Genomic DNA, 24,607 nt, shown 5'->3' on the forward strand with positions numbered 1-24,607 from the left:
CGGGCCGGGTGCCGGCGCCCGGCCCGCGGCGCGGCGCTGGGCGCGGCCGACGGCGACCGCCCGGACCGCGGTGTTCCGGCGCCGGCCGCCGTGGCCGGCGTCAGAACGTCCCGCGCATCAGCTCCGCGAGGTCGTGGTCCAGGTCCAGCTGGAGGTGCTCCAGGCCGACGGGCACCAGCTCGCTGCTGGCCTGGAGGAACCGGCGCAGCTCGCCCGAGCGCACGTGGATCACGGCGGTACCCTCGGGCGCGTGGAACTCCAGGACGGTGCGGTCGTACCCGTACGGGCGCACCCGCACGTCGCCGTGGCCGTCCGGCTCCCGCATCCCCGCGATGAGCAGCTCGCGGGAGAAGGTCCAGCAGACCTCCACGCCCTCGAGGGTGGCCGGGGCCGGGAAGGTCATGCGGACGGCGAACGGGTCGCTCCGGTCGTAGTGCAGCGTGGCGGGAATGCTCGGCATGCGCGGCGCGGCGGCGACGAGGCGCGCCTCGACGGGCTGCTCGATGACGGTGGACAACGCCTTGCTCCCTCGTGACGGCTGGACGGGCTTTCGGGGCGGTGCGGGCCGGGCACTGGAAGAGACGACGGAATCAGCCGATCCGTGCACACGACGACCGAGTGACCTCTGTCACCGCCTTCATGCCCGGGAGTGGCACGGCTCTTCTCGCGGGCACCGATGGGCACTTGCGGCTCGCACGCCACGCGCGCGTGCCGTCCCCGGTCCTCTGGACGGCGTCGGGGCGGTGGGCTGGCTTCGCCCGCCATGAGGCGCTTGGGGAACACGCGAGGCACGGCACGGTCCGCCCGAACCCGCGGCGGGCGTACGACACGGGCGGTGACTGCGGGCGCGGTGTGCGCGGCGGCGCTGGCCGCGCTGACGGCCGTACCGGCTCGGGCGCACCAGCAGCCGCACTGGGACGTGAAGGACACCGGGGTGTCCGACGTCCGGTTCCGGGGGCTCGCGGCCGTCAGCCGGCACACCGCCTGGGTGGCGGGCACGCGGGGCACCGTCCTGCGCACGGCCGACGGCGGCGCCACCTGGCGGGACGTGTCACCGCCGGGCGCCGAGGAGCTGCAGTTCCGGGACATCGAGGCCTTCGACGCCCGCCGGGCCGTGGTGCTGGCCATCGGTGAGGGCGAGGCGTCCCGCGTGTACCGCACCGACGACGGCGGGGCGACCTGGACCGAGTCCTTCCGCAACACCGACGCGCGGGCGTTCTACGACTGCCTCACCTTCTTCGACCGCCGTCACGGACTCGCCATGAGCGACCCGGTGGACGGGAAGTTCCGCATCCTGTCCACCAGCGACGGCGGGCGCTCCTGGAAGGTGCTGCCGAGCAGGGGCATGCCGGCCGCGCTGGAGGGCGAGGCCGGGTTCGCCGCCGGCGGCCAGTGCCTGGTCGCGTCCGGACCCGGGGACGTCTGGCTGGCCACCGGCGGCGCGGAACGCGCGCGCGTGCTGCACTCCGGCGACCGGGGCCTCACCTGGTCGGCCTCCGACGCCCCGGTCCCGGCGGGCGACCCGGCCCGGGGCGTCTTCGCCCTCGCCTTCCGCGACCGCGCCCACGGCCTCGCGGTCGGCGGCGACTTCCGCCCCGACCAGCCCTCCCCAAAGGCGGCGGCGCGCACCGGCGACGGCGGCCGTACCTGGCGGACCGCGGACCGCCCACCGTCCTCCTACCGGTCCGGCGTCACCTGGCTCCCGCACAGCCGCGGCGCCGCTCTCGCGGTCGGCCCCACCGGCACCGACCTCACCACGGACGGCGGCCACACCTGGCGCACCGTCGACACGGGGTCGTACGACACCGTGGACTGCGCCCCGGGCCCGGGCTGTTGGGCCGCCGGCGAGCGGGGGCGGGTCGCCCGCCTCGAGCGTTGACGTCGCGCGAGGCCGGGTGTTTGTCCGTAACGTGGGTATCCGTTCGCTGTACGTGAGAGGAAGTGAGCGGACATGCCACGCGGTTCGAGCTCCAAACGGGAGCGGCAGTACGAGCACATCAAGGACAGCGCCGAGGACCGTGGCGAGAGCACCGGCCGTGCCAAGGAGATCGCCGCGCGGACGGTGAACAAGGAGCGCGCCCGGTCCGGCGAGTCGAAGACCGCCGGCCGTACGTCCACGAAGGACAAGTCGCCCGGCGAGCGGGGCGGCCGGCGGTCCGGATCGCGGCAGGGCTCGCAGGGGCCCACCTACGACGAGCTCTACCAGGAGGCCAAGCGCCGGGACGTCCACGGCCGTTCGCACATGAACAAGGGTGAGCTCCAGCGCGCGCTGGGCAAGTGAGCCGTATTCCTAGGGGAGCGTCTCCCGGTACGGCTCCAGGGTCGGTGCCGTCTTCGTGGCGATGAACTCGGTGACGCGGTACGCGCACACACCGGCCTTGACGAACGGGTCGCCCGCGGTGATCTCCTCGATCCGCGCACGGTCTTCCGCGACGGCGACGATCACTCCGCCGTCGCGGGGTTCCTTGCGCCCGGACGCCAGGAACACCCCCTGGGCGTAGAGGTCGTCGAGCCACACCACGTGGTCCGGCAGCACGGCGTCCACGGCGTCGAGCGGGGCGGTGTAGGAGAGCTCCAGTATGAACATGATCATGAGCGTACTCCGCACCCCTTAGGCTGGGGCCACCATGACGACCGTGACCGTGCAGATCCCCGCAGGCTGGCCCGCGACCGAGGAGCAGGCCCGCGCCGTCCAGGACGAACTGCGGGCGCGGGTGGTGCTCGACGAGCCCGGCCCGCCGCCCGGCACGGGCCGGGTGACCGGAGTGGACGTCGCCTACGACGACGAACGCGACGTCGTCGCGGCGGCGGCCGTCGTGCTGGACGCCTCGACCCTCGCCGTGGTCGCCGAGGCGAGGGCCGTCGGACGGATCTCCTTCCCCTACGTGCCGGGCCTCCTCGCCTTCCGGGAGATCCCGACCGTCCTCGCCGCCCTGGAGGCGCTGCCCTGCCCGCCCGGCCTGGTCGTCTGCGACGGCTACGGCCTGGCCCACCCGCGCCGCTTCGGCCTGGCGAGCCACCTCGGCGTGCTGACCGGCCTGCCCACGATCGGCGTGGCCAAGAACCCGTTCACCTTCACGTACGACGACCCGGACGCGCCGCGCGGCAGCATGTCCCCGCTGCTCGCCGGTGCCGAGGAGGTCGGGCGTGCCGTCCGGACGCGCGACGCGGTCAAGCCGGTCTTCGTCTCCGTCGGCCATCGCGTGAGCCTCGACAACGCCTGCGCGCACACCCTGGCGCTGGCTCCCGCCTACCGCCTGCCGGAGACGACCCGCAGGGCCGACGCCCTGTGCCGTGCGGCCCTGCGGGCGGCCACCCCCTACCCGGCCTGACCCTCGACGCTCCAGCGGCCCACCTCCTGGTACGCCGAGTCGTGGATCGCCGAGGCGTCGCCGGCGCGCAGCTCGTAGTGGCGCAGGTTGCCGCCCCAGTACCGCAGGATCCGCTGGAGCTCGCCCACGGGGTCCTCGGCGAGCGCGCCCTCGTCCATGGTGACTTCGAGAAGGAACTTCATGCCTTCAAGGGTTTCATTGAACTCCTTGTTGGCACTTTGCCGTGCTCGATCGCCGCCGGCGGCCTCCCGGGGCGGGGAAACCCCCCAATCGCGGGTGAGGGCCCCTGGTGCGCGTCTGAGTATCCGTACGGATGTGCCCCCGCCGTCGCGGCGGCAGGCTGGTCCGCATGACGACGCACCGTGCACCCCAGCGCCCCGCCCAGCAGCCCGTCCGGCCCGTGGAGCGGGCCGTGGTGGCGGGGCTGCTGCTCGCCGGGGTGGTGGGACTGGCCTGGATCGGTGCCATGGCCTTCACGATCGCCGCCTGGTCCGGGTAGCCGGCGCGTCAGCGGGTCGCGACCACCCGGAAGCGGATCCCGGCCGCCCGCAGGCGCTCGGTCAGCGCGTCGCCCATCGCCGCCGCCGTCGTGACCTGACCGGCGGTGGGCGGCAGGTCGTCGAGGGCGAGGGACAGCGCCGCCTCGGCGAACATCTTCGCCGTCTCGTCGTACCCGGGATCACCGCCCGCGACCTCGGTGAACACCCGGCGGCCGCCGCCCTCGCCCACGAAGCGCACCCGGAACCAGCTCTCGGCACGCTTCTGCGGGCTCGGCCCGGCGCCGGGCTCCAGCAGGGCGGACAGCCGGCGCCGCACCGGTGGGACCTGGGCCGCGGCCACCAGCGCGCCCACGGCCGCCACCCCGCCCACCGCGACGGGCAGGTGCCGGACGGCCGCGTAGTGCCGGTAGCGGAAGTCGGGGCCGTAGCGCTCCAGCGCCGTGGCGGAGCGCCGCACGATCCGCGCATCGATGGTCGGCAGCGGCAGCGCCCAGGCTCCCACCTCCCCGGCGAACCGCGGGGCGCCCGTCGGCGTCACCGCCCGGCGGCCCACCAGCCGCGGTTCGTGGCGCCGCCGGTCCCGCGCCGCCGCCCGCATCTGCCGGCCGCGCGCGAACTGACCCAGGGCGGAGGCGAACGTACCGCCCGAGAAGGACGCGTCGGCCGTCACGAAGCCGTCGACGGTCAGCGGCACGCCCTCCGGCAGTTGCCGCACCGTGAAGTACACGCCCAGGTCGTGCGGTACGGAGTCGAATCCGCAGGCGTGCACCAGCCGCGCACCGGTCTCCCGCGCCCGTGCGTCATGGCGCACGTACATCAGGTCCACGAACTCGGGTTCACCGGTCAGGTCGAGGTAGTCCGTGCCGGTGTCCGCGCAGGCGGCGACCAGGTCCTCGCCGTACCGGACGTACGGACCCACCGTGGTGGCCACCACATGCGCCCGCTCGGCGAGTTCGCGCAGCGAGGCCGGATCGGACACGTCCGCGCGCAGCACGCCGACGTCCGCCGAGCCGGGCAGCCGCTCGCGCAGCCGCCGCAGCCTCTCCTCGTCGCGGCCGGCGATCGCCCAGCGCAGCCCGTCGGGCGTGTGCGCGGCGAGGTACTCGGCGGTGAGCTCGCCGACGAAGCCCGTCGCCCCGAAGAGCACGATGTCGTACGGCCGGTCCGACCTGTTTAGCCTGCTCATGACATCCCGCCTGCTCATGACACCCCTTCGTCATCCGTTGACAACCCGTCGGCCACCCCGCCGGCGAACCCGTCGGCGGGCCGTGGGTCCACAGCGCGCGCCGTTGCCGGTGGCTGAGGCTAGCGTGAGGAGAGCCGAGCCCGACGACGAGCCCGGCCCGATTGGCCAAGCGCTTGCTCGCCGGGTCTTGTGCCCAGTGGAACACGTTCTTAGCATCACGAGTGTTACATCAGTTGTGTCACAGAGCTGGGGGCTCGATGACAGAGGCGAAGACGCCGGGTGACGGCCCGCTCAGCGGCGTGCGCGTGGTCGAACTGGCCGGCATCGGCCCCGGGCCCTTCGCGGCCATGCTCCTCGCCGACCTGGGCGCCGACGTCGTCCGGGTCGACCGCCCCGGCGGACCCGGTCTCGCGGTCGACCCCGCCCACGACGTCACCAACCGCAACAAGCGCTCGGTGATCGTCGACCTCAAGTCACCCGACGGACCGGACCGGGTCCTGGACCTCGCCGCCCGCGCCGACGTCCTGATCGAGGGCTACCGCCCGGGCGTCGCCGAGCGCCTCGGCGTCGGCCCCGCGCCCTGCCACGCCCGCAACCCCCGCCTCGTCTACGGCCGCATGACCGGGTGGGGCCAGGACGGCCCGCTCGCCCGGCGCGCCGGACACGACATCGGGTACATCGCGCTCACCGGAACCCTCGGCATGATCGGCGCCCCCGACGGACCGCCGGTCGTCCCGGCCAACCTGCTCGGCGACTACGCGGGTGGCTCCCTCTACCTGGTCGTCGGCATCCTCGCCGCCCTGCACCACGCGCGTGCGACCGGCACCGGCCAGGTCGTGGACGCCGCCATCGTGGACGGCGCCGCCCACCTCTCCGCGATGATCCACGGCATGCTCGCCGCCCGCGGCTGGCAGGACCGGCGCGGCACCAACCTCCTCGACGGCGGCTGCCCCTTCTACGGCACCTACGAGACCGCCGACGGCCGGTACGTGGCGGTCGGCGCCCTGGAGCCGCAGTTCTACGCCGAGTTCATGAAGCTCCTCGGCATCCCGGACCAGGCACCGGCCCGCGACGACCCGGCCCGCTGGGGCGAGCTGCGCGAGGCGATCGCCGCCCGCTTCAAGGCCCGCACCCGGGACGAGTGGACAGCCGCCTTCGAGGGCTCCGACGCGTGCGTGGCGCCCGTCCTGTCGCTGCGCGAGGCCCCGCACCACCCGCACCTCGCCGCCCGCGGCACCTTCACCGACCACGGCGGCATCACCCAGCCGGCCCCCGCGCCCCGTTTCTCCGCGACACCCACCGCCGTCCGCACCGGACCCGCCCGACCGGGCGCCGACCAGGAGGCCGTGACCCGCGACTGGGACCTGCCCGGCCTCCCGGCCGACGCCTCCGGCCTCCCGGCCGACGCCTCCGGCCTCCCGGCCGACGCCTCCGGCCTCCCGGCCGACGCCTCCGGCCTCCCGGCCGACGCCTCCGGCCTCCCGGCCGACGCCTCCGGCCTCCCGGCCGATGCCCCCGGCCCCCCGGCCGACGCCCTCGAACCCTCAGTGGACAACCCTCAGTGAAAGGCCTGCCAGTGACCACCGAAGCGTACGTGTACGACGCGATCCGCACCCCGCGCGGACGCGGCAAGGCGAACGGCGCCCTGCACGGCACGAAGCCCGTCGACCTGGTCGTCGGCCTCATCCACGAGATCCGCGCCCGCTTCCCGGGACTCGACCCGGCCGCCGTCGACGACATCGTGCTCGGCGTCGTCGGCCCCGTCGGCGACCAGGGCTCCGACATCGCCCGCATCGCCGCCATCGCCGCCGGACTGCCGGACACCGTGGCGGGCGTCCAGGAGAACCGCTTCTGCGCCTCCGGTCTGGAGGCCGTCAACCTGGCCGCCGCCAAGGTGCGCTCCGGCTGGGAGGACCTGGTCCTCGCGGGCGGCGTCGAGTCCATGTCCCGGGTGCCGATGGCCTCGGACGGCGGCGCCTGGTTCAACGACCCGATGACCAACCTCGCCACCAACTTCGTCCCCCAGGGCATCGGCGCCGACCTGATCGCCACCATCGAGGGCTTCTCGCGCCGCGACGTCGACGAGTACGCGGCCCTCTCCCAGGAGCGCGCGGCCACCGCCTGGAAGGAGAACCGCTTCGAGCGGTCCGTCGTGCCGGTCAGGGACCGCGGCGGCCTCACCGTCCTCGACCACGACGAGCACCTGCGCCCCGGCACCACCGCCGACTCCCTCGCGAAGCTCAAGCCCTCGTTCGCCGACATCGGCGAACTCGGCGGCTTCGACGCCGTGGCGCTGCAGAAGTACCACTGGGTCGAGAAGATCGACCACGTCCACCACGCGGGCAACTCCTCCGGCATCGTGGACGGCGCCTCCCTGGTCGCCATCGGCTCCAAGGAGGTCGGCGAACGCCACGGTATGACGCCGCGCGCCCGGATCGTCTCCGCCGCCGTCTCCGGCTCCGAGCCCACCATCATGCTCACCGGCCCCGCCCCGGCCACCCGCAAGGCCCTCGCCAAGGCCGGGCTGACCATCGACGACATCGACCTCGTCGAGATCAACGAGGCGTTCGCCGCGGTCGTCCTGCGCTTCGCCAAGGACATGGGCCTGTCCCTGGACAAGGTCAACGTCAACGGCGGCGCCATCGCCCTCGGCCACCCGCTCGGCGCCACCGGCGCGATGATCCTCGGCACGCTCGTCGACGAACTGGAGCGCCAGGACAAGCGCTACGGCCTCGCCACCCTGTGCGTGGGCGGCGGCATGGGCATCGCCACCGTCGTCGAGCGCATCTGAATCCCCGGCGGAACCCGGACCGAGACTTCTACGGAGACCCTGTCATGACCGAGAGCACCACCATCCGCTGGGAACAGGACGACACCGGCGTCGTCACCCTCGTCCTCGACGACCCCGCCCAGTCCGCGAACACCATGAACCAGGCGTTCCGCGAGTCCCTGGCGGTGATCACCGACCGTCTGGAGGCCGAGAAGGACTCGATCCGCGGCGTCGTCGTCACCTCCGCCAAGAAGACCTTCTTCGCCGGCGGCGACCTGCGCGACCTGATCCGCGTCACCCCCGAGACCGCCCAGGACCTCTTCGACGGCGGCATGGCGATCAAGCGGAACCTGCGCCGCATCGAGACCCTCGGCAAGCCCGTCGTCGCCGCCATGAACGGCGCCGCGCTCGGCGGCGGCTACGAGATCGCCCTCGCCTGCCACCACCGCGTCGCCCTCGACGCCCCCGGCTCCAAGATCGGCTGTCCCGAGGTCACCCTCGGCCTGCTCCCCGGAGGCGGCGGCGTCGTCCGCACCGTCCGGATGCTCGGCATCACCGACGCCCTGCTCAAGGTGCTCCTCCAGGGCACGCAGTACACCCCGCGCCGCGCCCAGGAGAACGGCCTGGTCGACGAGGTCGCCGACACCCGGGAGGACATGCTCGCCAAGGCCCGCGCCTTCATCGACGCCCACCCGGAGTCCGCCCAGCCCTGGGACCGGCCCGGCTACCGCATCCCCGGCGGCACCCCCGCCCACCCGAAGTTCGCGGCCAACCTGCCCGCCTTCCCCGCCAACCTGCGCAAGCAGACCAACGGCGCCCCCTACCCGGCGCCGCGGGGCATCATGGCCGCCGCCGTCGAGGGCTCCCAGGTCGACTTCGAGACCGCCCAGGTCATCGAGGCCCGCTACTTCGTGGAGCTGGCCGCGGGGCAGACCTCGAAGAACATGATCCAGGCGTTCTTCTTCGACCTCCAGGCCGTCAATTCCGGCGCCAACCGCCCGAAGGGCGTCGAGCCGCGCCAGGTCCGCAGGGTCGCCGTCCTCGGTGCCGGCATGATGGGCGCCGGCATCGCCTACTCGTGCGCCCGTGCGGGTATCGACGTCCTCCTCAAGGACGTCTCCCTGGAGGCCGCTGTCAAGGGCAAGGGCTACTCCGAGAAGCTGTGCGCCAAGGCCGTCGCCAAGGGCCGCACGACCCAGGAGAAGGCCGACGCGCTGCTCGCCCGGATCACACCCACCGCCGAGGCCGCCGACCTGGGCGGCTGCGACGCGGTCATCGAGGCCGTCTTCGAGGACACCTCCCTCAAGCACAAGGTGTTCCAGGAGATCCAGGACGTCGTCGCGCCCGACGCGCTGCTCTGCTCCAACACCTCCACGCTCCCCATCACGGCCCTCGCCGAGGGCGTCGAGCGCCAGGCCGACTTCATCGGGCTGCACTTCTTCTCGCCGGTCGACAGGATGCCGCTCGTCGAGATCATCAAGGGCGGGCGGACGGGCGACGAGGCGCTGGCCCGCGCCTTCGACCTGGTCCGGCAGATCAAGAAGACGCCGATCGTCGTCAACGACTCGCGCGGCTTCTTCACCTCCCGGGTCATCGGCCACTTCATCAACGAGGGCGTGGCGATGGTCGGCGAGGGCGTCGAGCCCGCCTCCGTCGAGCAGGCGGCGGCCCAGGCGGGCTACCCGGCCAAGGTGCTGTCCCTGATGGACGAACTGACGCTCACCCTGCCGCGCAAGATCCGGAGCGAGACCAGGCGGGCCGTGGAGGAGGCGGGCGGCACCTGGACCGCGCACCCCGCCGAGGCCGTCATCGACCGCATGGTGGACGAGTTCGAACGCCCCGGCCGCAGCGGGGGCGCCGGCTTCTACGAGTACGGGGACGACGGCAGGCGGACCCGCCTGTGGCCGGGGCTGCGGGAACACTTCACCAAGCCCGGGTACCGGATCCCGTTCCGGGACATGCAGGAGCGGATGCTCTTCTCCGAGGCGCTGGACACCGTCCGGCTGCTGGAGGAGGGCGTGCTGACCTCCGTCGCCGACGCCAACATCGGCTCGATCTTCGGCATCGGCTTCCCCGGCTGGACCGGGGGCGTCCTCCAGTACATCAACGGCTACGAGGCCTACGCCGGGGCAGGCGCCGGCCTGCCCGGCTTCGTGGCCCGCGCGCGTGAGCTCGCCGACCGCTACGGCGACCGCTTCACGCCGCCCGCGCTGCTGGTGGAGAAGGCCGACAAGGGAGAGGTCTTCACCGACGGCCGCTGAGGAGGCGCCTCAGTCCTCGCCGCCACGGTCGAGCCACTCCCGCAGCTCCTCGCGCAACGACCGCTGGAACGTGGTCAGCAGCGCCTGCACCACGAGCGGGTGCATGTGGGCGGACAGGGACCGCACGTCCCGCGCGTCGCGTTCGGCGACCGCGTCGCGCAGCAGCCGCGACAGGTCCCGGGCGGCCGCGCGGGAGTGCTCGAGGAGAGCCGTACGGGCGGCGAGGACCGTGTCGGGGGACAGGGGGACGTCGAGCAGTTCGACGCCGAGGCGCAGCAGCCCGGTGTCGACGCGGTAGGCCTCCGGCGTGTCCCCGTCGCGCGTGACGATGTCCATCGCCGCCAGCCGCTCGACCTCCTCGTCGGTCAGCGGGCGGCCCGCTCGCCGGCCCAGCTCCTCGCGCGTGACGGTCTCCACCGCCTCCGGCGCCCAGGAGGCCACCACCGCGCGGTGCAGCGCGAGGCCGTGGGCGTTCAGGTCGGGCGGCAGCCGCTTCAGGTACCGCTCGATCGCGGCCAGCGTCATGCCCTGGTGCTGCAACTCCTCGATCAGCGCCAGCCGGGCCAGGTGCTCCCCGCCGTAGTGCCCCACCCGGCGCGGGCCGATCGTCGGCGGCGGCAGCAGGCCCTTGGTGCCGTAGAAGCGGACCGTGCGCACCGTGACGCCGGCCCGCGCGGCCAGCTCGTCGATCGTGAGGGTCGGCTCCTCGGCGTCGGTCGTCGTCATGTGCAGCAGTATCGCTGTTCCACCAATGCTGTGACACCCAACGTGACACCTGCCGTGACACCTCTTGTGCATCACGTGGAGACGGCCGAGGGATCCTGTGAGAAGTCACGCTCTGTGACATGAGCCACCGCGTAGGAACGCTGCGTCGTGGGAAGGTGCTGCCTTGGTCTGTGCCGCGAAGGGTGGTGCGGGCCTAGTCACTGTACGGACGACCCGGGCGCACCCTGCCCGGGCGCACCAGAGAGTGGAACCACCCGTGAGCAAGGACGCCGTCGACACGGCACAGGTCGCCGCCCACCCCCAGGCGACCGGGACCATCCCCGCGGACGCGGGCGACGCCGGTTACAGCAAGGACCTCAAGGCCCGCCACGTCAACATGATCGCCATCGGCGGGGCGATCGGCACCGGCCTCTTCCTCGGCGCCGGCGGGCGCCTGCGCGACGCGGGCCCGGCGCTCGCGATCGCCTATCTCGTCTGCGGAGTCTTCGCCTTCTTCGTCGTCAGGGCGCTCGGCGAGCTCGTGCTCTACCGGCCCTCCTCCGGGTCCTTCGTGTCGTACGCGCGCGAGTTCCTCGGCGAGAAGGGCGCCTACGTCGCCGGCTGGATGTACTTCCTGAACTGGTCGACGACCGGAATCGCGGACATCACCGCGATCGCGCTCTACACGCACTACTGGAGCATGTTCACGAGCATCCCGCAGTGGGTGCTCGCCCTGATCGCCCTCGCGGTGGTCCTGGCCGTGAACCTCATCTCGGTCAAGATCTTCGGTGAGATGGAGTTCTGGTTCGCGATCGTCAAGGTCGCCACCCTGGTCGGCTTCATGCTGATCGGCATCTTCCTCCTGGCGACCCAGCACGACGTGGGCGGCCACACACCGGGCGTGGGCATGATCACCGACCACGGCGGCATCCTCCCGCACGGCGTGATGCCCGTCGTCCTCGTGATGCAGGGCGTGATCTTCGCGTACGCCGCCCTGGAGCTGGTGGGCGTCGCCGCCGGGGAGACCGCCGAGCCCGAGAAGGTCGTCCCGCGCGCGGTGAACTCGATCATGTGGCGCGTCGCCCTGTTCTACGTCGGCTCGGTCGTCCTGCTCGCCCTGCTGCTGCCGAGCTCGCTCTACTCCGGTGACCAGAGCCCGTTCGTCACCGTCCTGTCCAAGATCGGCGTCCCCGCGGCCGGCGACGTGATGAACCTCGTGGTCCTGACGGCCGCGATGTCGTCCCTGAACTCCGGCCTCTACTCCACCGGCCGCATCCTGCGCTCCATGGCGATGGCGGGATCCGCGCCCAGGTTCACCCGGGTGATGAGCCGCAGCCAGGTCCCCTACGGCGGCATCCTGCTGACCTGCGGCATCTGCGTCCTCGGCGTCGGTCTGAACTACCTGGTGCCGAGCCAGGCCTTCGAGATCGTGCTGAACGTCGCCTCCCTGGGCATCATCAGCACCTGGGTGATCATCATGATCTGCCACCTGGTCTTCGTCCGCCGGGCGCGCGCGGGCCTGGTCGCCCGGCCGCACTTCCGCCTGCCCGGCAGCCCGGTCACGGAGATCGCCACGATCGCCTTCCTGCTGGCCTGTCTCGGCATGATGTGGAACGACCCCGACGTCGGCCGCAAGACCCTGCTGCTCATCCCGGTGATCGCGGTCATGCTGGTCGCGGGCTGGTTCGGTGTCCGCCGCCGGGTGGCGCAGAACGCCGGGCAGGAGCCGTCCACGCTCACCAAGTAGCCCGGCCGCACCGCGGGTGCCAGGAGAGCACCTGAGGTGCCGGGAGAGCACCTGAGGTGCCGGCAAGCACGGAAGGTGCCGGGACAGCCCCAGGTCAGGCCCACTGTCAGTGGTGAGGCCTAGGGTGGCGTCATGTCGGAGATCAGGTATGTCCGCGGTGACGCCACCGTTCCGTCGGTCAAGGGCGTCAAGATGATCGCCCATGTCTGCAACGACATCGGCGGCTGGGGCAAGGGCTTCGTCCTGGCCCTGTCGCGCCGCTGGCCGGAGCCGGAGGCGGCCTACCGCGCGTGGCACCGCGACCGCGCGTCGAACGACTTCACCCTGGGCGCCGTCCAGTACGTCCGGGTCGAGCCGTACGTGTGGGTGGCCAACATGATCGGCCAGCGCGGTGTCAGAACCGGCAGCAAGGGCGCCCCCGTGCGCTACGAGGCGATCGGCACGGCCCTCGGCCTCCTCGCCGGCAAGGCCGCCGAGCTGAACGCGTCCGTGCACATGCCCCGCATAGGCTGCGGCCTGGCCGGCGGCAAGTGGTCCCGCGTCGAGCCGCTGATCACCGAGCGCCTCGCGCGGCGAGGCGTCCCCGTGACCGTCTACGACCACGGGGACGCCGCCTGACCTGCCGGTCAGTGCCTGTGCTCGTGCTCGTGCACGTTGTTCGTCGCGGCGATCTTCTGCCACGACCGGGGCCGCACGGGCGTGTCCGACACCTTGGCGAGGGACGCCGCGCGCGCCGCCGGCGCGTCCGGCTTCGACGGCTGGAACAGCCAGGTGTCGAACAGCGCGGCCAGCGGCCTGCCGGACACCTCCTCGGCGTAGCGCCGGAAGTCGGCGACCGACGCGTTGCCGTGGGCGTACCGCTGCGGCCAGCCCTTCAGGACCTCGAAGAAGGCCTCGTCGCCGATCTCGTTGCGCAGCGCCTGGACGGCCAGCGCGCCCCGGTCGTAGACCGCGGTGTGGAACTGGTTCTCCGGGCCGGGGTCACCGGGCCGCACCGTCCAGAACGGGTCGTCGGCCGGGTGCGAGGCGTACACGTAGTCGGCCAGCTCCTGCGCCGTGCCCTCGCCCTCGTGCTCGGACCACAGCCACTGGGCGTACCGCGCGAAGCCCTCGTTGATCCAGATGTCCTTCCAGCCGCGCACGGACACCAGGTCGCCGTACCACTGGTGGGCCAGCTCGTGGACGACGACGGAGACGTTCGAGCCGTTCGCGAACTGCCGCGGGCTGTAGAACGGCCGGGTCTGCGTCTCCAGCGCGTACCCGGTGTCCGTGTTCGGCACGTACCCGCCGAGCGCGTTGTAGGGGTAGGGCCCGAAGTACCCGCTCAGCCAGTCGGCGACCTCCCCGGTCCGCTCCACGCTGGCGCGCGCCGCGCCGTCGTGCGCGCCGAGGTCCTTGCTGTAGGCGTTGACGACCGGGATGCCGCTCTCGGTCGTGCCGGTGGTGAGGTCGAACCTCCCGACCGCCAGCGTGGCGAGGTAGGTGGCCTGCGGTTTGTCGGACCGCCAGTTGAACCGGGTCCAGCCGAGCCGCGAGCTCGCCGACTGGAGCGTGCCGTTGGAGACGGCCTGGGTGCCGTCCGGGACCTGCACCGACACGTCGTAGGTGGCCTTGTCGAGCGGGTGGTCGTTGCTGGGGAACCACCGAGATAGGTGCCTGAACGGTACTGGAAGGGACTCTGACCTGCGTCGCAATCGACGCCCACTCGGCGACTGGGAAAGGAGTGGGAAACCGGCTAGCTTTCCGCCCGCCGCACCTGCTCCTGTAGACGCTCCCACCGCTCCTGCAGCGTCTTCATGATGGCACGCTCCATCGCCACCGTCACGGAGCTGTAGGTGCCCTCGACGCCGGGCACCTCGTGTCCCATCCGGGATTCCACTGCGAACCTGGGGTGCCCGTCCTCGTCCAGCCACGCCTTGTGCCCATGCCGGATCAGGTACATGCGCTTACCCGCCCAGTCGGGTACGGGGGCAATCGCCGACCGCTTACCCGCGTTGATTCCGTAGCCCCTCGTCCTCGCCTCGGCACCTTTGGAGATGGGGAACCAGTAGCTCTTGGAGAACGGAGCCGCCTTCAAGTTCCCGCCCCCGACGGCCGGGAACACCCACTGGTTGGTGTGAGAGTCGAGAAGCTTCTCGAGCATGTCGGCGAGGAACGGCGGCACCACCAGGGTCCTGTACGAGTAGTACTTCGGTGGCACCTCCGCCACCGCGTTGCCCTGTTCCTGCTGCACCTGCTGCTGCACGCGGATCGCCGGCATGAGCCCTTCGCCCTTGCCGTAGCGGAGCAGGTCCTCGTCGTACCGCTCTTCATCGTCCGGGTCCGGCCGCGGATCGCTGGCCGGCCAGTTCGGGTAGCAGTACTCGCGCCGCAGCCCGAAGAGTTCTCCCGGGCGCATCCCGGTCATGGCCATCGTCCAGATCATCACGTAGCCGGTGTAGCCGCAGACGATCTCGGCGTTGCGCGCCAACTGGTCGATCGACGCGATGTCCATGTCGCGCTTGCGTTCGCGCTGCGTCTTCTTGACGTACCGGCCGCGCTTCCGCTTCCGCTCCACGGGGGAGACCTTGATGAGCCGCGGGACCGCGTCGTCGAGGATCATCCCCAGCACCGTCATCACGTTGGCGGCGCTGGCGGGGGACGGCAGCTTCCGGTGGATGTGCTTGCGGAACGCCCGGTAGGCGATGACATCGATCTCGCTGACTGCTTTTCCGTGGAAGTACGGCCGGATGTGCCGGTTGATGATCGACTTGTAGCCCTTGCGTGTCGTGTACGTGTGATCGGTCGCAGAGAACCAGTCGTCGATCCAGTCGGACATCAGCGTCGCGCCGTCACGGTTCGAGATGCCCGTGCCGTGACGCAGCTCGTACAGCTTGTCCTGACCGTGCTGGAAGGCCTCGTCCTCGTCGGTGAATCCGCCCTTGGACTCGAAGCGTTTGCGACCGTCGTCGTGATACTCGCCGGACCACCACTTCACGCGGCAAGTCCCGCCGCGCCATTCGGTGTAGACGTCCTGCGCGCGTCTGGCCATGTCGCCCCCTGCTGCTGTCGGTGCGGCGCGGTAGTCCGGCAGGCACCCCTGCCGCCGGACCTCCGCGTCGTCATGATCTCAGCCTTGCTGCCCCAGGGGGCAGTTCGGGCAGTGACCACATTCACCACCGAGGTCCCGCACCATCTCCCGCATCGAGGCCTGGACTTCGGGCCGGTCGCGGATCTGGCGTGGGACTACACAGACGATCCCTGCATCGGTACGGACCGCTGTCCCGTCGAACGTGGGCCCGTAGTCGACTATGAGCGCGTCTCTTTGCTGCATGGCTCCCCCTGTGTGTCGCCTGGAAGGGAAGCCTCCGAGGACGTGCTACGACTGTGCCACGTTTGGGACCAGTTGGGACTGAAGTGGCACGAGAGATGCGTATTACAAGTCGATAAACTCAAATGGTTGTACTTCGATCGAGTGAACTTGAGCTAAATCAGCCCCCGCTCGCGCAAGTCCCGTACTACGCGCTCACTCATCTCGCGGATCTCCTCGGCGGGAGTCCCTTTCGCCGTGGCGATCAGTGCAAGCTGCACGGTGTTGAGAGCCTCCTTGTCGACAACTTCCTGCGGCACAGGCGATTTCTGGACGCCCGGCGCGCCGGACACGTCCTCGACGGGAACGGGCTCGCCGCCCTCAAGGACCCCCAGGCAGCTGCCAGGCGCCCACTTCAGCAGGCCGTCGACTTTGACGTAGTTGGTCTCCCGGATCTCTAGCCCCTTCTCGACGCGCTGCCAGGTCCGGTTGCTCAAGCCGCCGGCCTTGGCGTTTGCGTCGTTCAGGGCGATGCCGAGCTCGGCTCGGCGGCGTCTGGCGATGGTCGCCAGCCTCTCGTAGTCGCGATTGTCGGCGCGTGACATGCGCTCATCTTCGCAGGACTGGCGGGGACCAGCCAGGACTGGCAGGCACTTAGGCCCAATCTATACCCCACGTTTACGCAGGTCACTGGGCATCTGTAGGCAGCTAGTGACCACAAGTGGCGACAGATGCCTAGACACTGTGGGCATCTATGGGTAAGTTCTCTGCATGGCACAAACCCCAACCACCTACGAGGTGGACGGGACGGCTATATGCACCAAGCGCATGTCAGCGGGGATGGAAGTCCAGCAGCTCGCCGACCTGGTCGGCATCACCGCCAACTACCTCCGGAAGGTGGAGCGCGGTGTCCGCACCCGCATGAGACCTGGCCCCTACCAGGCACTCAGAGCCGCCCTGAACGCGAACGAGTCGGAGCTCCTCGCCCCTCACATGGATCCCCCAGAAAGGAAGTGACGTGGCCACGAAGCAGTCCCCTCGAACCCCCATCGAGCCTCGGGACCTCAACGCGCCATTCTTCAACCTCCGCGAAACCGCCTGGCTGCTGCACTGCAGCTACGAGACGGTTCGCCGCGCCATCAAGGCCGGCCTGCTCCCCTGCAGCCAGCGCGTACCCGGCGGCGTGATCGTCGTGACCCGCGAGGACATGGCCGAGTACCACCGCCGCACCCGGACCTCCGCCGTGCGTACTCGCGTCCGCCGCCAGGCCCGCGTCGCCGCCTGACCGGCCAACGCAAAGAGGCCACCGCGTAACCGCCAAGCCCGCGATGACCTCGCGATCCCCATCCAGAACACGCAACGAAGGGACCGCCGAGTCCAATGATCTCACCTCAGTCCGAGACCAGGAAGGTCTCGCTCGCCGCCGAGCTGCGGAATGCCGCGGCGAAGCTCCGGAAGCACGTGAAGCACGCGACCGATGGCCCGTGGGTTACCAGCTCCGTCTGGTCGCCGCGCGCCACGTCGACGTCCGCCGTCTACTCCCACGCCCACCCGACGGGCACGGTCGAGTCCGAGGTCGTCGCCTCCGGCAAGATCCGCTCTGGCTACGGCGGGATCCGCGAGCCGTGGAACGCCGAGTACATCGCCCTCATGCAGCCCGCCGTGGGTGCCGCGCTGGCCGACTGGCTGGAGCAGGCTGCTGAGAACTACGAGACCGAGGTCGATACCCCGGAGTGCCCCAGCTGTGGCGAGGGCTGCGGTGGCCATGCGGCGGAGGACTTCTGCACGACCTGCGGCGACGAAGCGCCGTGCCTCTGCATCGTCAAGGCCCTGACCGTCGCCCGTCTCATCAACGGTGAGGAGGTGGCCCGATGAGCGTCTCCGACCTTGACCCGTTCTGGGTCGAAGCCCGCGCGAACTTCCTCGCCAAGGGCAGCACCAGCGCCGACCCGTCCGCGTGCGGCACCTGCCGCGGCAACGCGGAGGCTGGCGAGCCGGTGGAGCACGAGGGCTGCGCCCAGCGCGCCACGCTCCTCCAGGCCCCCGACCACCCGCACTACGAGATCCTCGCCGGCTTCTCGCTGGAGGAGAACGCGAAGCTCCCGGCCCGCTTCCACGTCCCCGTCTTTGACGACTGCGGCACGCCGAACGCCTGGCTGTGCGCGGTCTGCTGGGAAGAGGGCACCGTCGTGCAGTGGCCGTGCGCCACCGCCACCAAGTACGGCACCCAGGTCTTCACCCCGCAGCACACCGCCGAGACGGTGCAGAAGAAGCGGCAGACGCAGGCCACCGCCATGGCGGACGCGATCGCCAAGGCGGTCACCGCCCTCCGTGAGATGCAGGCCCTGGAGCCGGACCACGTGAAGGCCGCCGCCCTGTACGAGGTCGAGATGGGCCTGCGTCACGCCGCCGGCACCCAGAACGAGGAGGCGGCCCGATGAGCGACTACCCCGAGATCGCCGACCACGTCGCCCGTGACGTGAAGGACGGCAAACTGGTCGAGCTCCGCGAGGACGGACTGTACCGGCACGTCGAGTTCAAGGCCCTGCAGGGCTGGACCCGGATCATCCTCGTCACCTGGCCGTACAACCTGTTGGTGGCTGGCTCGCACGGCTCGTACCACTTCGAGCGGTTCGGCCCTGACACCGAGGACATGTTCAACTGGCTGCGCGGCATCCGCGTCGAGCCGGACCGGTGGGCGTCGAAGCTGGTCAACGGCGCTGACAGTGTCCGCGAGTACGACCAGGAGCGGCTGGTCGCCCAGGTCAAGGCCGAGGTCGCGGAGGCGGTGAAGGACGGTGCCCCGCGCGGCCTGCGCTCTGCGGTCCGTGAGCAGATCCTGGAGAGCGACCGACTGCACTCGCGGGACTGGGCCATGCAGATGGTCTACGACTTCGAGCACGGCGTCACCTACCGCGCCGAGTGCACCTGCGGGTCCTTCAAGGACCACGACGGCCAGGACGACGCCTACCGCTGGGAGTTCTACCGGCACCGTCCGGCAGGCGACCACACGGTCAACGTCCGCGAGATCGGCGGCTTCGCCTTCTCCGACGTCGGCGACTGGAACTTGGACAAGGTGAACTACCACTTCGCCTACCAGTGCCACGCCGCTTCCTGGGCCATCGGCCAGTACGACGCCGCCCGCAAGCATGCGGAGGTGGCCGCGTGAACGCCGACGACTTCAACCGTCAGTACCCGGTCGGCACGCTGGTCTTCGCGTACCCGGGTTTCCGTCCCGAGGATGACGCTACCGCCCGCCGGCTGGTGACCCGGACCCGTACCGCAGCCCAGGTCTCGGCCCCTGGCGACCCCGTCGTCTGGGTCGAGGGGGAGGGCTCCTACATCTGCCTGACGCACGTCGACCCGGTGTCGGAGGACGTGTGGGAGGAGGCCCGGGCGGCTGAAAAGCCGGCCGATACGCCCAAGTCGACGGGTGCACCGAAGACCGTCCGTGAGAAGGTCGCCGGCCTCCTGTGGTGGAGCGTCCCCTCCGGAACCGACGAAGAGGCCAAGGCCCAGACGAGCCAGCTTCTCGACGAGCTGGCTGCTGAGGCCCGTGCCGAGTCGGCTGCCGAGTTGGCCGCGGTCCGCGCCGAACGCGACCGGGCCCGTTCCGCCGCCTTCGCGGAGGCTGCGGATCTGGCGGTCCGGTATGGGGCGGGTGCGGTTGAGCAGGCTGTCCTCCGCGACCTCGCCACCGAACTCCGCAGCAAGGCCCGGGAGGCGTCGTGACCGCGCTGACCCTGATGGTCGAGGTCGACGGCAAGATCCGCCCCCTGTGTAACTGCACGTGGATCACGTGGGCGCCGTGTGGCTGCCCGTGTGGTGCCCTCACCGCCGCGTTCGGTGGCGAGGCGTTCGCCACGGAGGAGCAGGCGTGGCGTGAGCACTACCCGCTGAAGCGCGAGCGCGAGAAGTATCAGCGCCAGGGCTATCGCATGGAGCTCATGAGCTGGGACCGCTACCGCGCCGAGGTCGACCTCGCCGCCCGCTGCCCGCACGTGAAGGCGGCGAGCTGATGGACGCCGAGACCTTCAACCGCCTGTACCCGATCGGTACTCCGGTCCGCGCGTTCCCGGAGACGCGTGCCGAACGCCCGCGGATCACCCGCACCCGCACGTTGGCCCGGGATGTGCGGCACGGCCTGACCGTCGTCCACGTCGACGGCCTCCGCGGCGCCCTCACCCTCGCCGGAATCGACCCCCTGCCCGACAACCAGCCCGTGGAGGCGTCGTGAGCCGACCGAACACGCCAGACCGGATCAACCCGGACGGCTCCAAGACCATCACCACCAAGCGTGCCTGCAACGGCTGCGGTGACCTCATCGGCGACCTCACCGACAACGAGTTCACCGCTGCCCTGATGGGCCGCCCGCTGCCCGACGTCCGCCAGGAATGCCCCGCCTGCGCGCCGACCGCTCCACCGCCCGCCTGCATCCCGATGAAGGTCATGGCCGGAGAGGTCTACTGCCTGCTCCGCGACTGCGACCACAACATCCCGGACGACGCGGACTACTGCCGCGAGGTCCGCGAGGAGATCGTCTGCTCGACCCACTCGGAGTTCCAGGCCAGCCCCGAGGAGGACTACGAGGCGGTCACCCACGCCCAGCCCTGGCCCTGCAAGCAGCAGATGGGAGCCGCAGCATGAGCGCCAACCTGTACGGCCCGATATCTCTGAACCTCGCCGACGGCCCGGTCCGCGTCGACACGTCCCGCGGTGCTGACGGCCGCCAGCAGGCCCGTCTCATCCTCGGCGACTCCGCCGAGTCCGTCGCGATAAGCGTCACCGACTCGCCGGCCAAGACGCTCGCCCAGGTGCAGGAGGTGGTCGCGCAGGCCGTGGCCTGGCAGCAGCGGCAGCAGCTCCTCGCGGGCCTCCCGGAGGTGGCGTGATGGTGACCCTGTCCGTGACCCGCTCTCGCGTCGCCGCAGTGCTCAACGGGACCGCCGACCTGCTGGAGTCGGAAGGCTGGGACCCCGAGCGGAACTCGGTGATGTCCGCCATCGACCGGGCCGCCGGCTACGTCCCCGGTAAGGGCAGCACCGACGCCGAGCAGACCACCATCGACGCCTGGGACGCTCTCGTTACCCACCTCGGCGAGCAGCTGGTCGTGCCGTGGGAGAGGACCCCGGGCCGTACCCGGCTGCAGGTCGTATCCGCCCTCCGGGGCGCCGCAGTCAAGGTGCTGGCCTCGTGACCGCCCCGGTTCCGTCGCGCCTGTCGCCGACCGCTGGCCTGCTGAACGCGCTGGCCCGCCTGTACATCCGCCGGGCCGTCCCGTTCATCGCCATCCAGGAGAAGGCCCGCGAGGAGGCCATCAACCTCAACCACCGACTCCGCACCGCCCGCGACTTCGCCGACACCGAAGCCGCCGGCTACATCGACCGCAGCTACCTGGAGGAGCCGTGATCTGGATCGTCAACGGCCTCCTTGGTGCCGGAACCGTCTTCCTCCTCCTCTTCGGCGAGTACATCGCCGACCGTCTCACCAGCCGCAGGGAGAACCAGTGAGCCTCACGCTGATACCGCTCCGCAAAGGCCACGGCCGGCGCCGCGCCGCCGACAAGGTCACCGAGCTGCGGGACGAGAACCGCGGACTTCGCGCCCAGGTCGTCGGCGCCAGCGACGCCTACCAGCTCCTCCAGCAGCGCCTCAACGAGACCGCGGCCCGACAGGCGGAGGCCGAGGAGATCATCGTCCAGCAGCTCGCCAACCTCGACGAGCTGCGCGACGAGAACGAGCAGCTCCGCGACGAACTCGCCGCCTTGAAGGTTCGCTTCGGGCCCGAGCTGGCCGCCGAAGCCAACGCGAACGCGATCACCGTGCCGCCCGCCGTCCGCGACACCAGCGCCATTGAGGACCAGGCGACCGCGCCGATCCCGGTCATCACCCTGCAGCAGGCGTTCGGCAGCACCGACCCCGCGCACGTGCCCGCCTGCGCGCGCCCCTGACCCGCCGCCCGCCGGCATGACCACCGGGCCGGTCGGGCGGCGCCCAAGAAGGAACCCCAACCACAAGGAGATCCCAATGAGCGAGTCGTACCAGTTCACCGACAAGGACGGCGACGTCGCGGGCGTCGAGTTCATCAACGACGCGGAACAGGGCCCCGTCCTCTGGCTGCAGACCACGCCCAACGGCTGCTACATCCCCACCGCCCGGCTCGCCGAGTTCATCGACGGCCTGAAGAACACCGCCGACCAGACCGCGACCAGCGCCTGACCTCATGCAAGAACCCCGCCCGGGGATAGCGGGCGGGGTCCGGAACCCAGGATCCCACAAGGAGAGACCACCGTGTCCGTCACGATCAACGCCCACCAGTTGAAGCTGCTCCTCGACAAGACCGTCGACCACATGGGCAGCGAGTACGTGGAGCCGCTGCACGGCATCCGCCTCGACGTCGACGCGCAGTACCTGTACGCGGTCGCCTCCGACCGGTACACCATCGCCGCCGCCCGCTACCGCCTCAACCACGGCGACCAGAACCAGGAGCCGTGGGCGGCCACCATCCCCGCCGAGAACCTGCGAGCCCTCCGCGAGTGGATCCACGCCCTTCAGGGCGCTGGTCTGATCACCATCAGCACGGCAAAGGGCCGCGTGTTCTTCGAGGGCCCGCAGACCGGCCTCAGCATCGCCGTCACCGTCGGCATGGAGTTCCCCGACTGGCGTGGCCTGCTCCGGAAGCTGGTCGAGCAGGCCGCGGACAGCAACGTCTTCCCGGCCCTCGACCCCAGGAAGCTGGCCCGCTTCAACCACGGCGGCTTGATCCGGGCCCGCCTGACCGGAGACGAGAAGCCCCTGCTGATCTTCGGTGAGGACTTCCTCGGCGCACAGATGCCCGTCCGTCACGCAGGTATCTACCCGACCAAGGAGGAGACCTTCGACAGCGCCCACCAGTCATGGCTGTGGACACTCTCCGCCGGCTCCAAAAACGCCGGCCTGGACGGCGCCGCCTACGAGGAGGACCGACCCCAGTACGAGGTCACCACCGACATCCGCGAGACCGGCGAGACGCTCCTCCAGCAGACGCTCCAGTCGGGCTGGGAGATGCGCGGCAAGTCGAAGGAGAAGCCCGAGGAGTTCCTCGCCCACTGCCTGGCTGCGGTCAACGGGTGGATGGCGTTCCGCTACCTCGACGCCCTCCACAACGTCGACCCGCGCGCCGCGCAGGCAGTCGTCGCCGAGGTCGCGGACGAACTGGACTCCGGAGAGATCGGCGAGTTCGCGTGGGACGCGGCGGAGAAGGCCGGCTTCGACCCGCAGAAGTGGCACGACGACTACGAGGCCCACCTCAAGAAGCTCGCCGAGGAGCGAGAGCAGGCTGACAGCGCGGCGGACGCCGCGTGATGGCCCGCTTCCTGCTCGGCCTGATCCTCGGCGCGGCCGGCTCCGGCATCACCTGGGCGATCACCGAGAGCCCCGGCTGGACCGCAGCAATCGGCACCACGGTCGCCGTCGTCGTCTGGTTCGGCGAGTTCATCCTCGACGACCTCATCTGACCCACAACCCCATACCAGGCGGTCGCGTCGGGCCCCCGCTTCGCGACCGCCACCCGAGGCCAGCGCCCCGGACCTCCCCCGCTCTGGGGCGCTGGCCACCACCTCGCACACCCGAAAGCAGGATCTATGGCCACCACAAACCCTGGCATTCCCTCCGAAGTCGCCGCCCACGTCCTCTCCCACTTCGGCCGCGGCGGCTACCCGGCCGGCGACTGGACCGAGTCCCTCATCACCCTCATCGACCGCGCCGACATGGTCCACCGGGCCAAACTCACCACCGCGTTCCCCGCCTACGGGGCCGCGATCGCCCTCGCCAAGTACGACGAGAACGGCATCACCACCCTGCAGCGACTCGCCGGACTGACGCCGGTCACCATCCGCTGCGCCCGCTGCAACGACGAGGACGGCCCGTTCACCGACGAGCAGCTGTGCGAGCCCTGCGCTCGCCCGATGCCCCTGGACGGCGTCGCATGAACACCACCGGCGACGTCGAGACGCCGGCCGAGGTGCAGCCCGGCCTGTACGACATCGACGCCGAGCTGTACCACTCCGACCCCATCCCCGGCGGCAGCATCTCCTCTTCCGGCGCCCGCAAGCTCGTCGCGGAGTGCCCCGCCAAGTTCAAGTACTGGCTCGACAACCCACAGCCCCACAACAAGGCCCTCGAACTCGGCACCGCCGCCCACAAGCTCGTCCTCGACGACGGCCCCGAGTTGGTCCTCGTCGACGCCGAGAAGTGGAACACCGACGCCCTCCGCGCCGAGGTCGCCGCCATAAGGGCCGCGGGCGACATCCCTCTCAAGCGCGACGAGCTCGAGCAGGTCCGCGCCATGGCCGCCGCCCTCCGCCAGCACGAGGAGGCTGCAGCCCTGCTGGAGCCCGGCTCCGGCGTCGCCGAACAGTCCGCATTCTGGGAGGACAACGGCGTCTGGCGGCGGGCCCGCTTCGACTGGCTCCGCCACGACGGCCAGATCGTCGACTACAAGACTGCCCGCTCCTGCCGCCGCGAAGACCTCGAGAAGGCGTTCAACGAGCACGGCTACCACCAGCAGCAGGAGTGGTACATCGACGCCGGCGACGCCCTCAACGTGTCCGATCCGGAGAAGCCGTTCCAGTTCGTGCTGCAGGAGAAGGAACCGCCCTACCTGGTCGTCGTCACGACCTGCGACCCGATGGCCCGCGGCATCGGCCGCCACCTCAACGAGGTCGCCCTCAACACCTACGCCATCTGCCGTGAACGCGACGAATGGCCCGGCTACCTGCCCAACCCGATGACCGCTCTCCTCTCGTGGGTCGAGCGCCAGTACGCCTAGGAGCATCCC

The 24,607-nt window shown here is 70.9% G+C and carries 34 protein-coding genes and 1 pseudogene; 27 read left to right on the plus strand and 8 right to left on the minus strand.

What is annotated here, in order from left to right:
- Positions 1-100 precede the first annotated feature (100 nt).
- Complete coding sequence (locus tag RM812_RS00630) at positions 101-517, minus strand: spore wall synthesis regulator SsgD (protein WP_311570346.1); 417 nt, start codon at positions 515-517, stop codon at positions 101-103.
- Positions 518-850: 333 nt separating this feature from the next.
- Between RM812_RS00630 and RM812_RS00635 the strand changes: the two genes are divergently transcribed.
- Both RM812_RS00635 and RM812_RS00640 read left to right on the plus strand, forming a co-directional pair.
- Positions 851-1,879 (plus strand): WD40/YVTN/BNR-like repeat-containing protein, encoded by a 1,029-nt coding sequence (locus RM812_RS00635; RefSeq protein WP_311570616.1) that lies wholly within the window; start codon positions 851-853, stop codon positions 1,877-1,879.
- Between the two features lie 72 nt (positions 1,880-1,951).
- Positions 1,952-2,281 carry a plasmid stabilization protein gene (locus RM812_RS00640; RefSeq protein ID WP_311570347.1) on the plus strand — a complete coding sequence of 110 codons (330 nt, stop codon included), beginning with the start codon at positions 1,952-1,954 and terminating at the stop codon, positions 2,279-2,281.
- A gap of 9 nt (positions 2,282-2,290) precedes the next feature.
- Here RM812_RS00640 and RM812_RS00645 read toward each other — a convergent pair whose 3' ends face one another.
- Positions 2,291-2,587, minus strand: a complete 297-nt coding sequence (locus RM812_RS00645; RefSeq protein ID WP_311570348.1) for a YciI family protein — start codon at positions 2,585-2,587, stop codon at positions 2,291-2,293.
- 40 nt (positions 2,588-2,627) lie between these two features.
- Here RM812_RS00645 and RM812_RS00650 point away from each other — a divergent pair, with 40 nt between their 5' ends.
- Positions 2,628-3,332, plus strand: a complete 705-nt coding sequence (locus tag RM812_RS00650) for an endonuclease V (RefSeq protein ID WP_311570349.1) — start codon at positions 2,628-2,630, stop codon at positions 3,330-3,332.
- On the opposite strand, the gene RM812_RS00655 is transcribed toward RM812_RS00650, so the two are convergent.
- Positions 3,320-3,514 (minus strand): hypothetical protein, encoded by a 195-nt coding sequence (locus tag RM812_RS00655; RefSeq protein WP_311570350.1) that lies wholly within the window; start codon positions 3,512-3,514, stop codon positions 3,320-3,322. The two genes, RM812_RS00650 and RM812_RS00655, sit on opposite strands and share 13 nt — an antisense overlap.
- 167 nt (positions 3,515-3,681) lie before the next feature.
- Here RM812_RS00655 and mmpA point away from each other — a divergent pair, with 167 nt between their 5' ends.
- Positions 3,682-3,831, plus strand: a complete 150-nt coding sequence (gene mmpA / locus RM812_RS00660) for a morphogenic membrane protein MmpA (protein ID WP_311570351.1) — start codon at positions 3,682-3,684, stop codon at positions 3,829-3,831.
- 8 nt (positions 3,832-3,839) lie between these two features.
- Here mmpA and RM812_RS00665 read toward each other — a convergent pair whose 3' ends face one another.
- Positions 3,840-5,018 (minus strand): saccharopine dehydrogenase family protein, encoded by a 1,179-nt coding sequence (locus tag RM812_RS00665; protein WP_311570617.1) that lies wholly within the window; start codon positions 5,016-5,018, stop codon positions 3,840-3,842.
- 257 nt (positions 5,019-5,275) lie between these two features.
- On the opposite strand from RM812_RS00665, the gene RM812_RS00670 reads away from it, so the two are divergent.
- The 3 genes from RM812_RS00670 to RM812_RS00680 are packed head-to-tail and all read left to right on the plus strand — an operon-like array spanning position 5,276 to position 10,049.
- Positions 5,276-6,583 (plus strand): CoA transferase, encoded by a 1,308-nt coding sequence (locus tag RM812_RS00670; RefSeq protein ID WP_311570352.1) that lies wholly within the window; start codon positions 5,276-5,278, stop codon positions 6,581-6,583.
- 11 nt (positions 6,584-6,594) lie between these two features.
- Positions 6,595-7,809 (plus strand): acetyl-CoA C-acetyltransferase, encoded by a 1,215-nt coding sequence (locus RM812_RS00675; protein WP_311570353.1) that lies wholly within the window; start codon positions 6,595-6,597, stop codon positions 7,807-7,809.
- A gap of 44 nt (positions 7,810-7,853) precedes the next feature.
- The gene (locus tag RM812_RS00680; RefSeq protein WP_311570354.1) at positions 7,854-10,049 is read left to right on the plus strand and encodes a 3-hydroxyacyl-CoA dehydrogenase NAD-binding domain-containing protein; all 2,196 of its coding nucleotides are present in this window, start codon (positions 7,854-7,856) and stop codon (positions 10,047-10,049) included.
- Between the two features lie 9 nt (positions 10,050-10,058).
- On the opposite strand, the gene RM812_RS00685 is transcribed toward RM812_RS00680, so the two are convergent.
- The gene (locus RM812_RS00685) at positions 10,059-10,775 is read right to left on the minus strand and encodes a MerR family transcriptional regulator (RefSeq protein WP_311570355.1); all 717 of its coding nucleotides are present in this window, start codon (positions 10,773-10,775) and stop codon (positions 10,059-10,061) included.
- A 256-nt stretch (positions 10,776-11,031) separates the two neighbouring features.
- Here RM812_RS00685 and RM812_RS00690 point away from each other — a divergent pair, with 256 nt between their 5' ends.
- Together RM812_RS00690 and RM812_RS00695 are read left to right on the plus strand one after the other, a co-directional pair.
- Positions 11,032-12,501 carry an amino acid permease gene (locus tag RM812_RS00690; RefSeq protein ID WP_311570356.1) on the plus strand — a complete coding sequence of 490 codons (1,470 nt, stop codon included), beginning with the start codon at positions 11,032-11,034 and terminating at the stop codon, positions 12,499-12,501.
- A 132-nt stretch (positions 12,502-12,633) separates the two neighbouring features.
- Positions 12,634-13,119, plus strand: coding sequence for a macro domain-containing protein (locus RM812_RS00695; RefSeq protein WP_311570357.1), 486 nt, complete (start codon positions 12,634-12,636; stop codon positions 13,117-13,119).
- Between the two features lie 8 nt (positions 13,120-13,127).
- On the opposite strand, the pseudogene RM812_RS00700 reads toward RM812_RS00695, so the two are convergent.
- From RM812_RS00700 to RM812_RS00710, 3 genes and pseudogenes are all read right to left on the minus strand, one after another.
- Positions 13,128-14,144 (minus strand): annotated as a pseudogene (locus tag RM812_RS00700) (M1 family metallopeptidase); the annotation flags it as partial.
- Positions 14,145-14,236: 92 nt separating this feature from the next.
- Positions 14,237-15,532, minus strand: a complete 1,296-nt coding sequence (locus RM812_RS00705) for a tyrosine-type recombinase/integrase (RefSeq protein WP_311570358.1) — start codon at positions 15,530-15,532, stop codon at positions 14,237-14,239.
- Positions 15,533-15,966: 434 nt separating this feature from the next.
- Positions 15,967-16,395: a hypothetical protein gene (locus RM812_RS00710; protein ID WP_311570359.1), complete on the minus strand. Its 429-nt coding sequence runs from the start codon at positions 16,393-16,395 to the stop codon at positions 15,967-15,969.
- Between the two features lie 223 nt (positions 16,396-16,618).
- Here RM812_RS00710 and RM812_RS00715 point away from each other — a divergent pair, with 223 nt between their 5' ends.
- From RM812_RS00715 to RM812_RS00800, 18 genes are all read left to right on the plus strand, one after another.
- Positions 16,619-16,807: a helix-turn-helix transcriptional regulator gene (locus RM812_RS00715; RefSeq protein WP_311570360.1), complete on the plus strand. Its 189-nt coding sequence runs from the start codon at positions 16,619-16,621 to the stop codon at positions 16,805-16,807.
- Between the two features lies 1 nt (position 16,808).
- Positions 16,809-17,075, plus strand: coding sequence for a helix-turn-helix domain-containing protein (locus RM812_RS00720; RefSeq protein WP_311570361.1), 267 nt, complete (start codon positions 16,809-16,811; stop codon positions 17,073-17,075).
- Positions 17,076-17,170: 95 nt separating this feature from the next.
- Positions 17,171-17,665 carry a hypothetical protein gene (locus RM812_RS00725; protein ID WP_311570362.1) on the plus strand — a complete coding sequence of 165 codons (495 nt, stop codon included), beginning with the start codon at positions 17,171-17,173 and terminating at the stop codon, positions 17,663-17,665.
- Positions 17,662-18,231, plus strand: a complete 570-nt coding sequence (locus RM812_RS00730) for a hypothetical protein (protein WP_311570363.1) — start codon at positions 17,662-17,664, stop codon at positions 18,229-18,231. Before RM812_RS00725 ends, RM812_RS00730 begins: the two co-directional genes overlap by 4 nt.
- Positions 18,228-18,959 carry a hypothetical protein gene (locus tag RM812_RS00735; RefSeq protein WP_311570364.1) on the plus strand — a complete coding sequence of 244 codons (732 nt, stop codon included), beginning with the start codon at positions 18,228-18,230 and terminating at the stop codon, positions 18,957-18,959. Before RM812_RS00730 ends, RM812_RS00735 begins: the two co-directional genes overlap by 4 nt.
- Positions 18,956-19,522 (plus strand): hypothetical protein, encoded by a 567-nt coding sequence (locus tag RM812_RS00740; protein WP_311570365.1) that lies wholly within the window; start codon positions 18,956-18,958, stop codon positions 19,520-19,522. The genes RM812_RS00735 and RM812_RS00740 overlap by 4 nt, the downstream gene beginning before the upstream one ends.
- A complete protein-coding gene (locus RM812_RS00745) occupies positions 19,519-19,809 on the plus strand; it encodes a hypothetical protein (protein WP_311570366.1) in 291 nt (96 codons plus the stop codon). The genes RM812_RS00740 and RM812_RS00745 overlap by 4 nt, the downstream gene beginning before the upstream one ends.
- Positions 19,809-20,027, plus strand: a complete 219-nt coding sequence (locus RM812_RS00750; protein WP_311570367.1) for a hypothetical protein — start codon at positions 19,809-19,811, stop codon at positions 20,025-20,027. Before RM812_RS00745 ends, RM812_RS00750 begins: the two co-directional genes overlap by 1 nt.
- Positions 20,024-20,437: a hypothetical protein gene (locus tag RM812_RS00755; protein WP_311570368.1), complete on the plus strand. Its 414-nt coding sequence runs from the start codon at positions 20,024-20,026 to the stop codon at positions 20,435-20,437. Before RM812_RS00750 ends, RM812_RS00755 begins: the two co-directional genes overlap by 4 nt.
- Positions 20,434-20,682 (plus strand): hypothetical protein, encoded by a 249-nt coding sequence (locus RM812_RS00760; RefSeq protein WP_311570369.1) that lies wholly within the window; start codon positions 20,434-20,436, stop codon positions 20,680-20,682. Before RM812_RS00755 ends, RM812_RS00760 begins: the two co-directional genes overlap by 4 nt.
- 14 nt (positions 20,683-20,696) lie before the next feature.
- On the plus strand, positions 20,697-20,987 hold the full coding sequence (locus RM812_RS00765; RefSeq protein WP_311570370.1) for a DUF6197 family protein: 291 nt from the start codon (positions 20,697-20,699) through the stop codon (positions 20,985-20,987).
- Positions 20,984-21,199 carry a hypothetical protein gene (locus RM812_RS00770; RefSeq protein ID WP_311570371.1) on the plus strand — a complete coding sequence of 72 codons (216 nt, stop codon included), beginning with the start codon at positions 20,984-20,986 and terminating at the stop codon, positions 21,197-21,199. Before RM812_RS00765 ends, RM812_RS00770 begins: the two co-directional genes overlap by 4 nt.
- A 97-nt stretch (positions 21,200-21,296) precedes the next feature.
- Entirely contained in the window at positions 21,297-21,740 is a 444-nt protein-coding gene (locus RM812_RS00775; RefSeq protein WP_311570372.1) for a hypothetical protein, read from the plus strand.
- Positions 21,741-21,816: 76 nt separating this feature from the next.
- Positions 21,817-22,008, plus strand: coding sequence for a hypothetical protein (locus RM812_RS00780; RefSeq protein WP_311570373.1), 192 nt, complete (start codon positions 21,817-21,819; stop codon positions 22,006-22,008).
- A 72-nt stretch (positions 22,009-22,080) separates the two neighbouring features.
- The gene (locus RM812_RS00785; protein ID WP_311570374.1) at positions 22,081-23,133 is read left to right on the plus strand and encodes a hypothetical protein; all 1,053 of its coding nucleotides are present in this window, start codon (positions 22,081-22,083) and stop codon (positions 23,131-23,133) included.
- Positions 23,133-23,285 carry a hypothetical protein gene (locus RM812_RS00790; protein WP_311570375.1) on the plus strand — a complete coding sequence of 51 codons (153 nt, stop codon included), beginning with the start codon at positions 23,133-23,135 and terminating at the stop codon, positions 23,283-23,285. The genes RM812_RS00785 and RM812_RS00790 overlap by 1 nt, the downstream gene beginning before the upstream one ends.
- A gap of 126 nt (positions 23,286-23,411) precedes the next feature.
- Entirely contained in the window at positions 23,412-23,759 is a 348-nt protein-coding gene (locus RM812_RS00795) for a hypothetical protein (protein ID WP_311570376.1), read from the plus strand.
- Positions 23,756-24,598, plus strand: coding sequence for a PD-(D/E)XK nuclease-like domain-containing protein (locus tag RM812_RS00800; protein WP_311570377.1), 843 nt, complete (start codon positions 23,756-23,758; stop codon positions 24,596-24,598). Before RM812_RS00795 ends, RM812_RS00800 begins: the two co-directional genes overlap by 4 nt.
- Positions 24,599-24,607: the final 9 nt, after the last annotated feature.

Origin of the sequence: Streptomyces lancefieldiae, assembly GCF_031845825.1 — a bacterium.
Classification (GTDB): Bacteria; Actinomycetota; Actinomycetes; order Streptomycetales; family Streptomycetaceae; genus Streptomyces; species Streptomyces lancefieldiae.

Coding starts and splice junctions, on each gene's coding strand:
- RM812_RS00790 (WP_311570375.1), top strand. CDS start 23,133: ATGGCCCGCTTCCTGCTCGGCCTGATCCTCGGCGCGGCCGGCTCCGGC.
- RM812_RS00715 (WP_311570360.1), top strand. CDS start 16,619: ATGTCAGCGGGGATGGAAGTCCAGCAGCTCGCCGACCTGGTCGGCATC.
- RM812_RS00730 (WP_311570363.1), top strand. CDS start 17,662: ATGAGCGTCTCCGACCTTGACCCGTTCTGGGTCGAAGCCCGCGCGAAC.
- RM812_RS00710 (WP_311570359.1), bottom strand. CDS start 16,395: ATGTCACGCGCCGACAATCGCGACTACGAGAGGCTGGCGACCATCGCC.
- RM812_RS00780 (WP_311570373.1), top strand. CDS start 21,817: ATGAGCGAGTCGTACCAGTTCACCGACAAGGACGGCGACGTCGCGGGC.
- RM812_RS00705 (WP_311570358.1), bottom strand. CDS start 15,532: ATGGCCAGACGCGCGCAGGACGTCTACACCGAATGGCGCGGCGGGACT.
- RM812_RS00670 (WP_311570352.1), top strand. CDS start 5,276: ATGACAGAGGCGAAGACGCCGGGTGACGGCCCGCTCAGCGGCGTGCGC.
- RM812_RS00800 (WP_311570377.1), top strand. CDS start 23,756: ATGAACACCACCGGCGACGTCGAGACGCCGGCCGAGGTGCAGCCCGGC.
- RM812_RS00735 (WP_311570364.1), top strand. CDS start 18,228: ATGAGCGACTACCCCGAGATCGCCGACCACGTCGCCCGTGACGTGAAG.
- RM812_RS00665 (WP_311570617.1), bottom strand. CDS start 5,018: ATGAGCAGGCTAAACAGGTCGGACCGGCCGTACGACATCGTGCTCTTC.
- mmpA (WP_311570351.1), top strand. CDS start 3,682: ATGACGACGCACCGTGCACCCCAGCGCCCCGCCCAGCAGCCCGTCCGG.
- RM812_RS00750 (WP_311570367.1), top strand. CDS start 19,809: ATGGACGCCGAGACCTTCAACCGCCTGTACCCGATCGGTACTCCGGTC.
- RM812_RS00655 (WP_311570350.1), bottom strand. CDS start 3,514: ATGAAGTTCCTTCTCGAAGTCACCATGGACGAGGGCGCGCTCGCCGAG.
- RM812_RS00695 (WP_311570357.1), top strand. CDS start 12,634: ATGTCGGAGATCAGGTATGTCCGCGGTGACGCCACCGTTCCGTCGGTC.
- RM812_RS00725 (WP_311570362.1), top strand. CDS start 17,171: ATGATCTCACCTCAGTCCGAGACCAGGAAGGTCTCGCTCGCCGCCGAG.
- RM812_RS00640 (WP_311570347.1), top strand. CDS start 1,952: ATGCCACGCGGTTCGAGCTCCAAACGGGAGCGGCAGTACGAGCACATC.
- RM812_RS00795 (WP_311570376.1), top strand. CDS start 23,412: ATGGCCACCACAAACCCTGGCATTCCCTCCGAAGTCGCCGCCCACGTC.
- RM812_RS00645 (WP_311570348.1), bottom strand. CDS start 2,587: ATGTTCATACTGGAGCTCTCCTACACCGCCCCGCTCGACGCCGTGGAC.
- RM812_RS00685 (WP_311570355.1), bottom strand. CDS start 10,775: ATGACGACGACCGACGCCGAGGAGCCGACCCTCACGATCGACGAGCTG.
- RM812_RS00650 (WP_311570349.1), top strand. CDS start 2,628: ATGACGACCGTGACCGTGCAGATCCCCGCAGGCTGGCCCGCGACCGAG.
- RM812_RS00760 (WP_311570369.1), top strand. CDS start 20,434: ATGAGCGCCAACCTGTACGGCCCGATATCTCTGAACCTCGCCGACGGC.
- RM812_RS00680 (WP_311570354.1), top strand. CDS start 7,854: ATGACCGAGAGCACCACCATCCGCTGGGAACAGGACGACACCGGCGTC.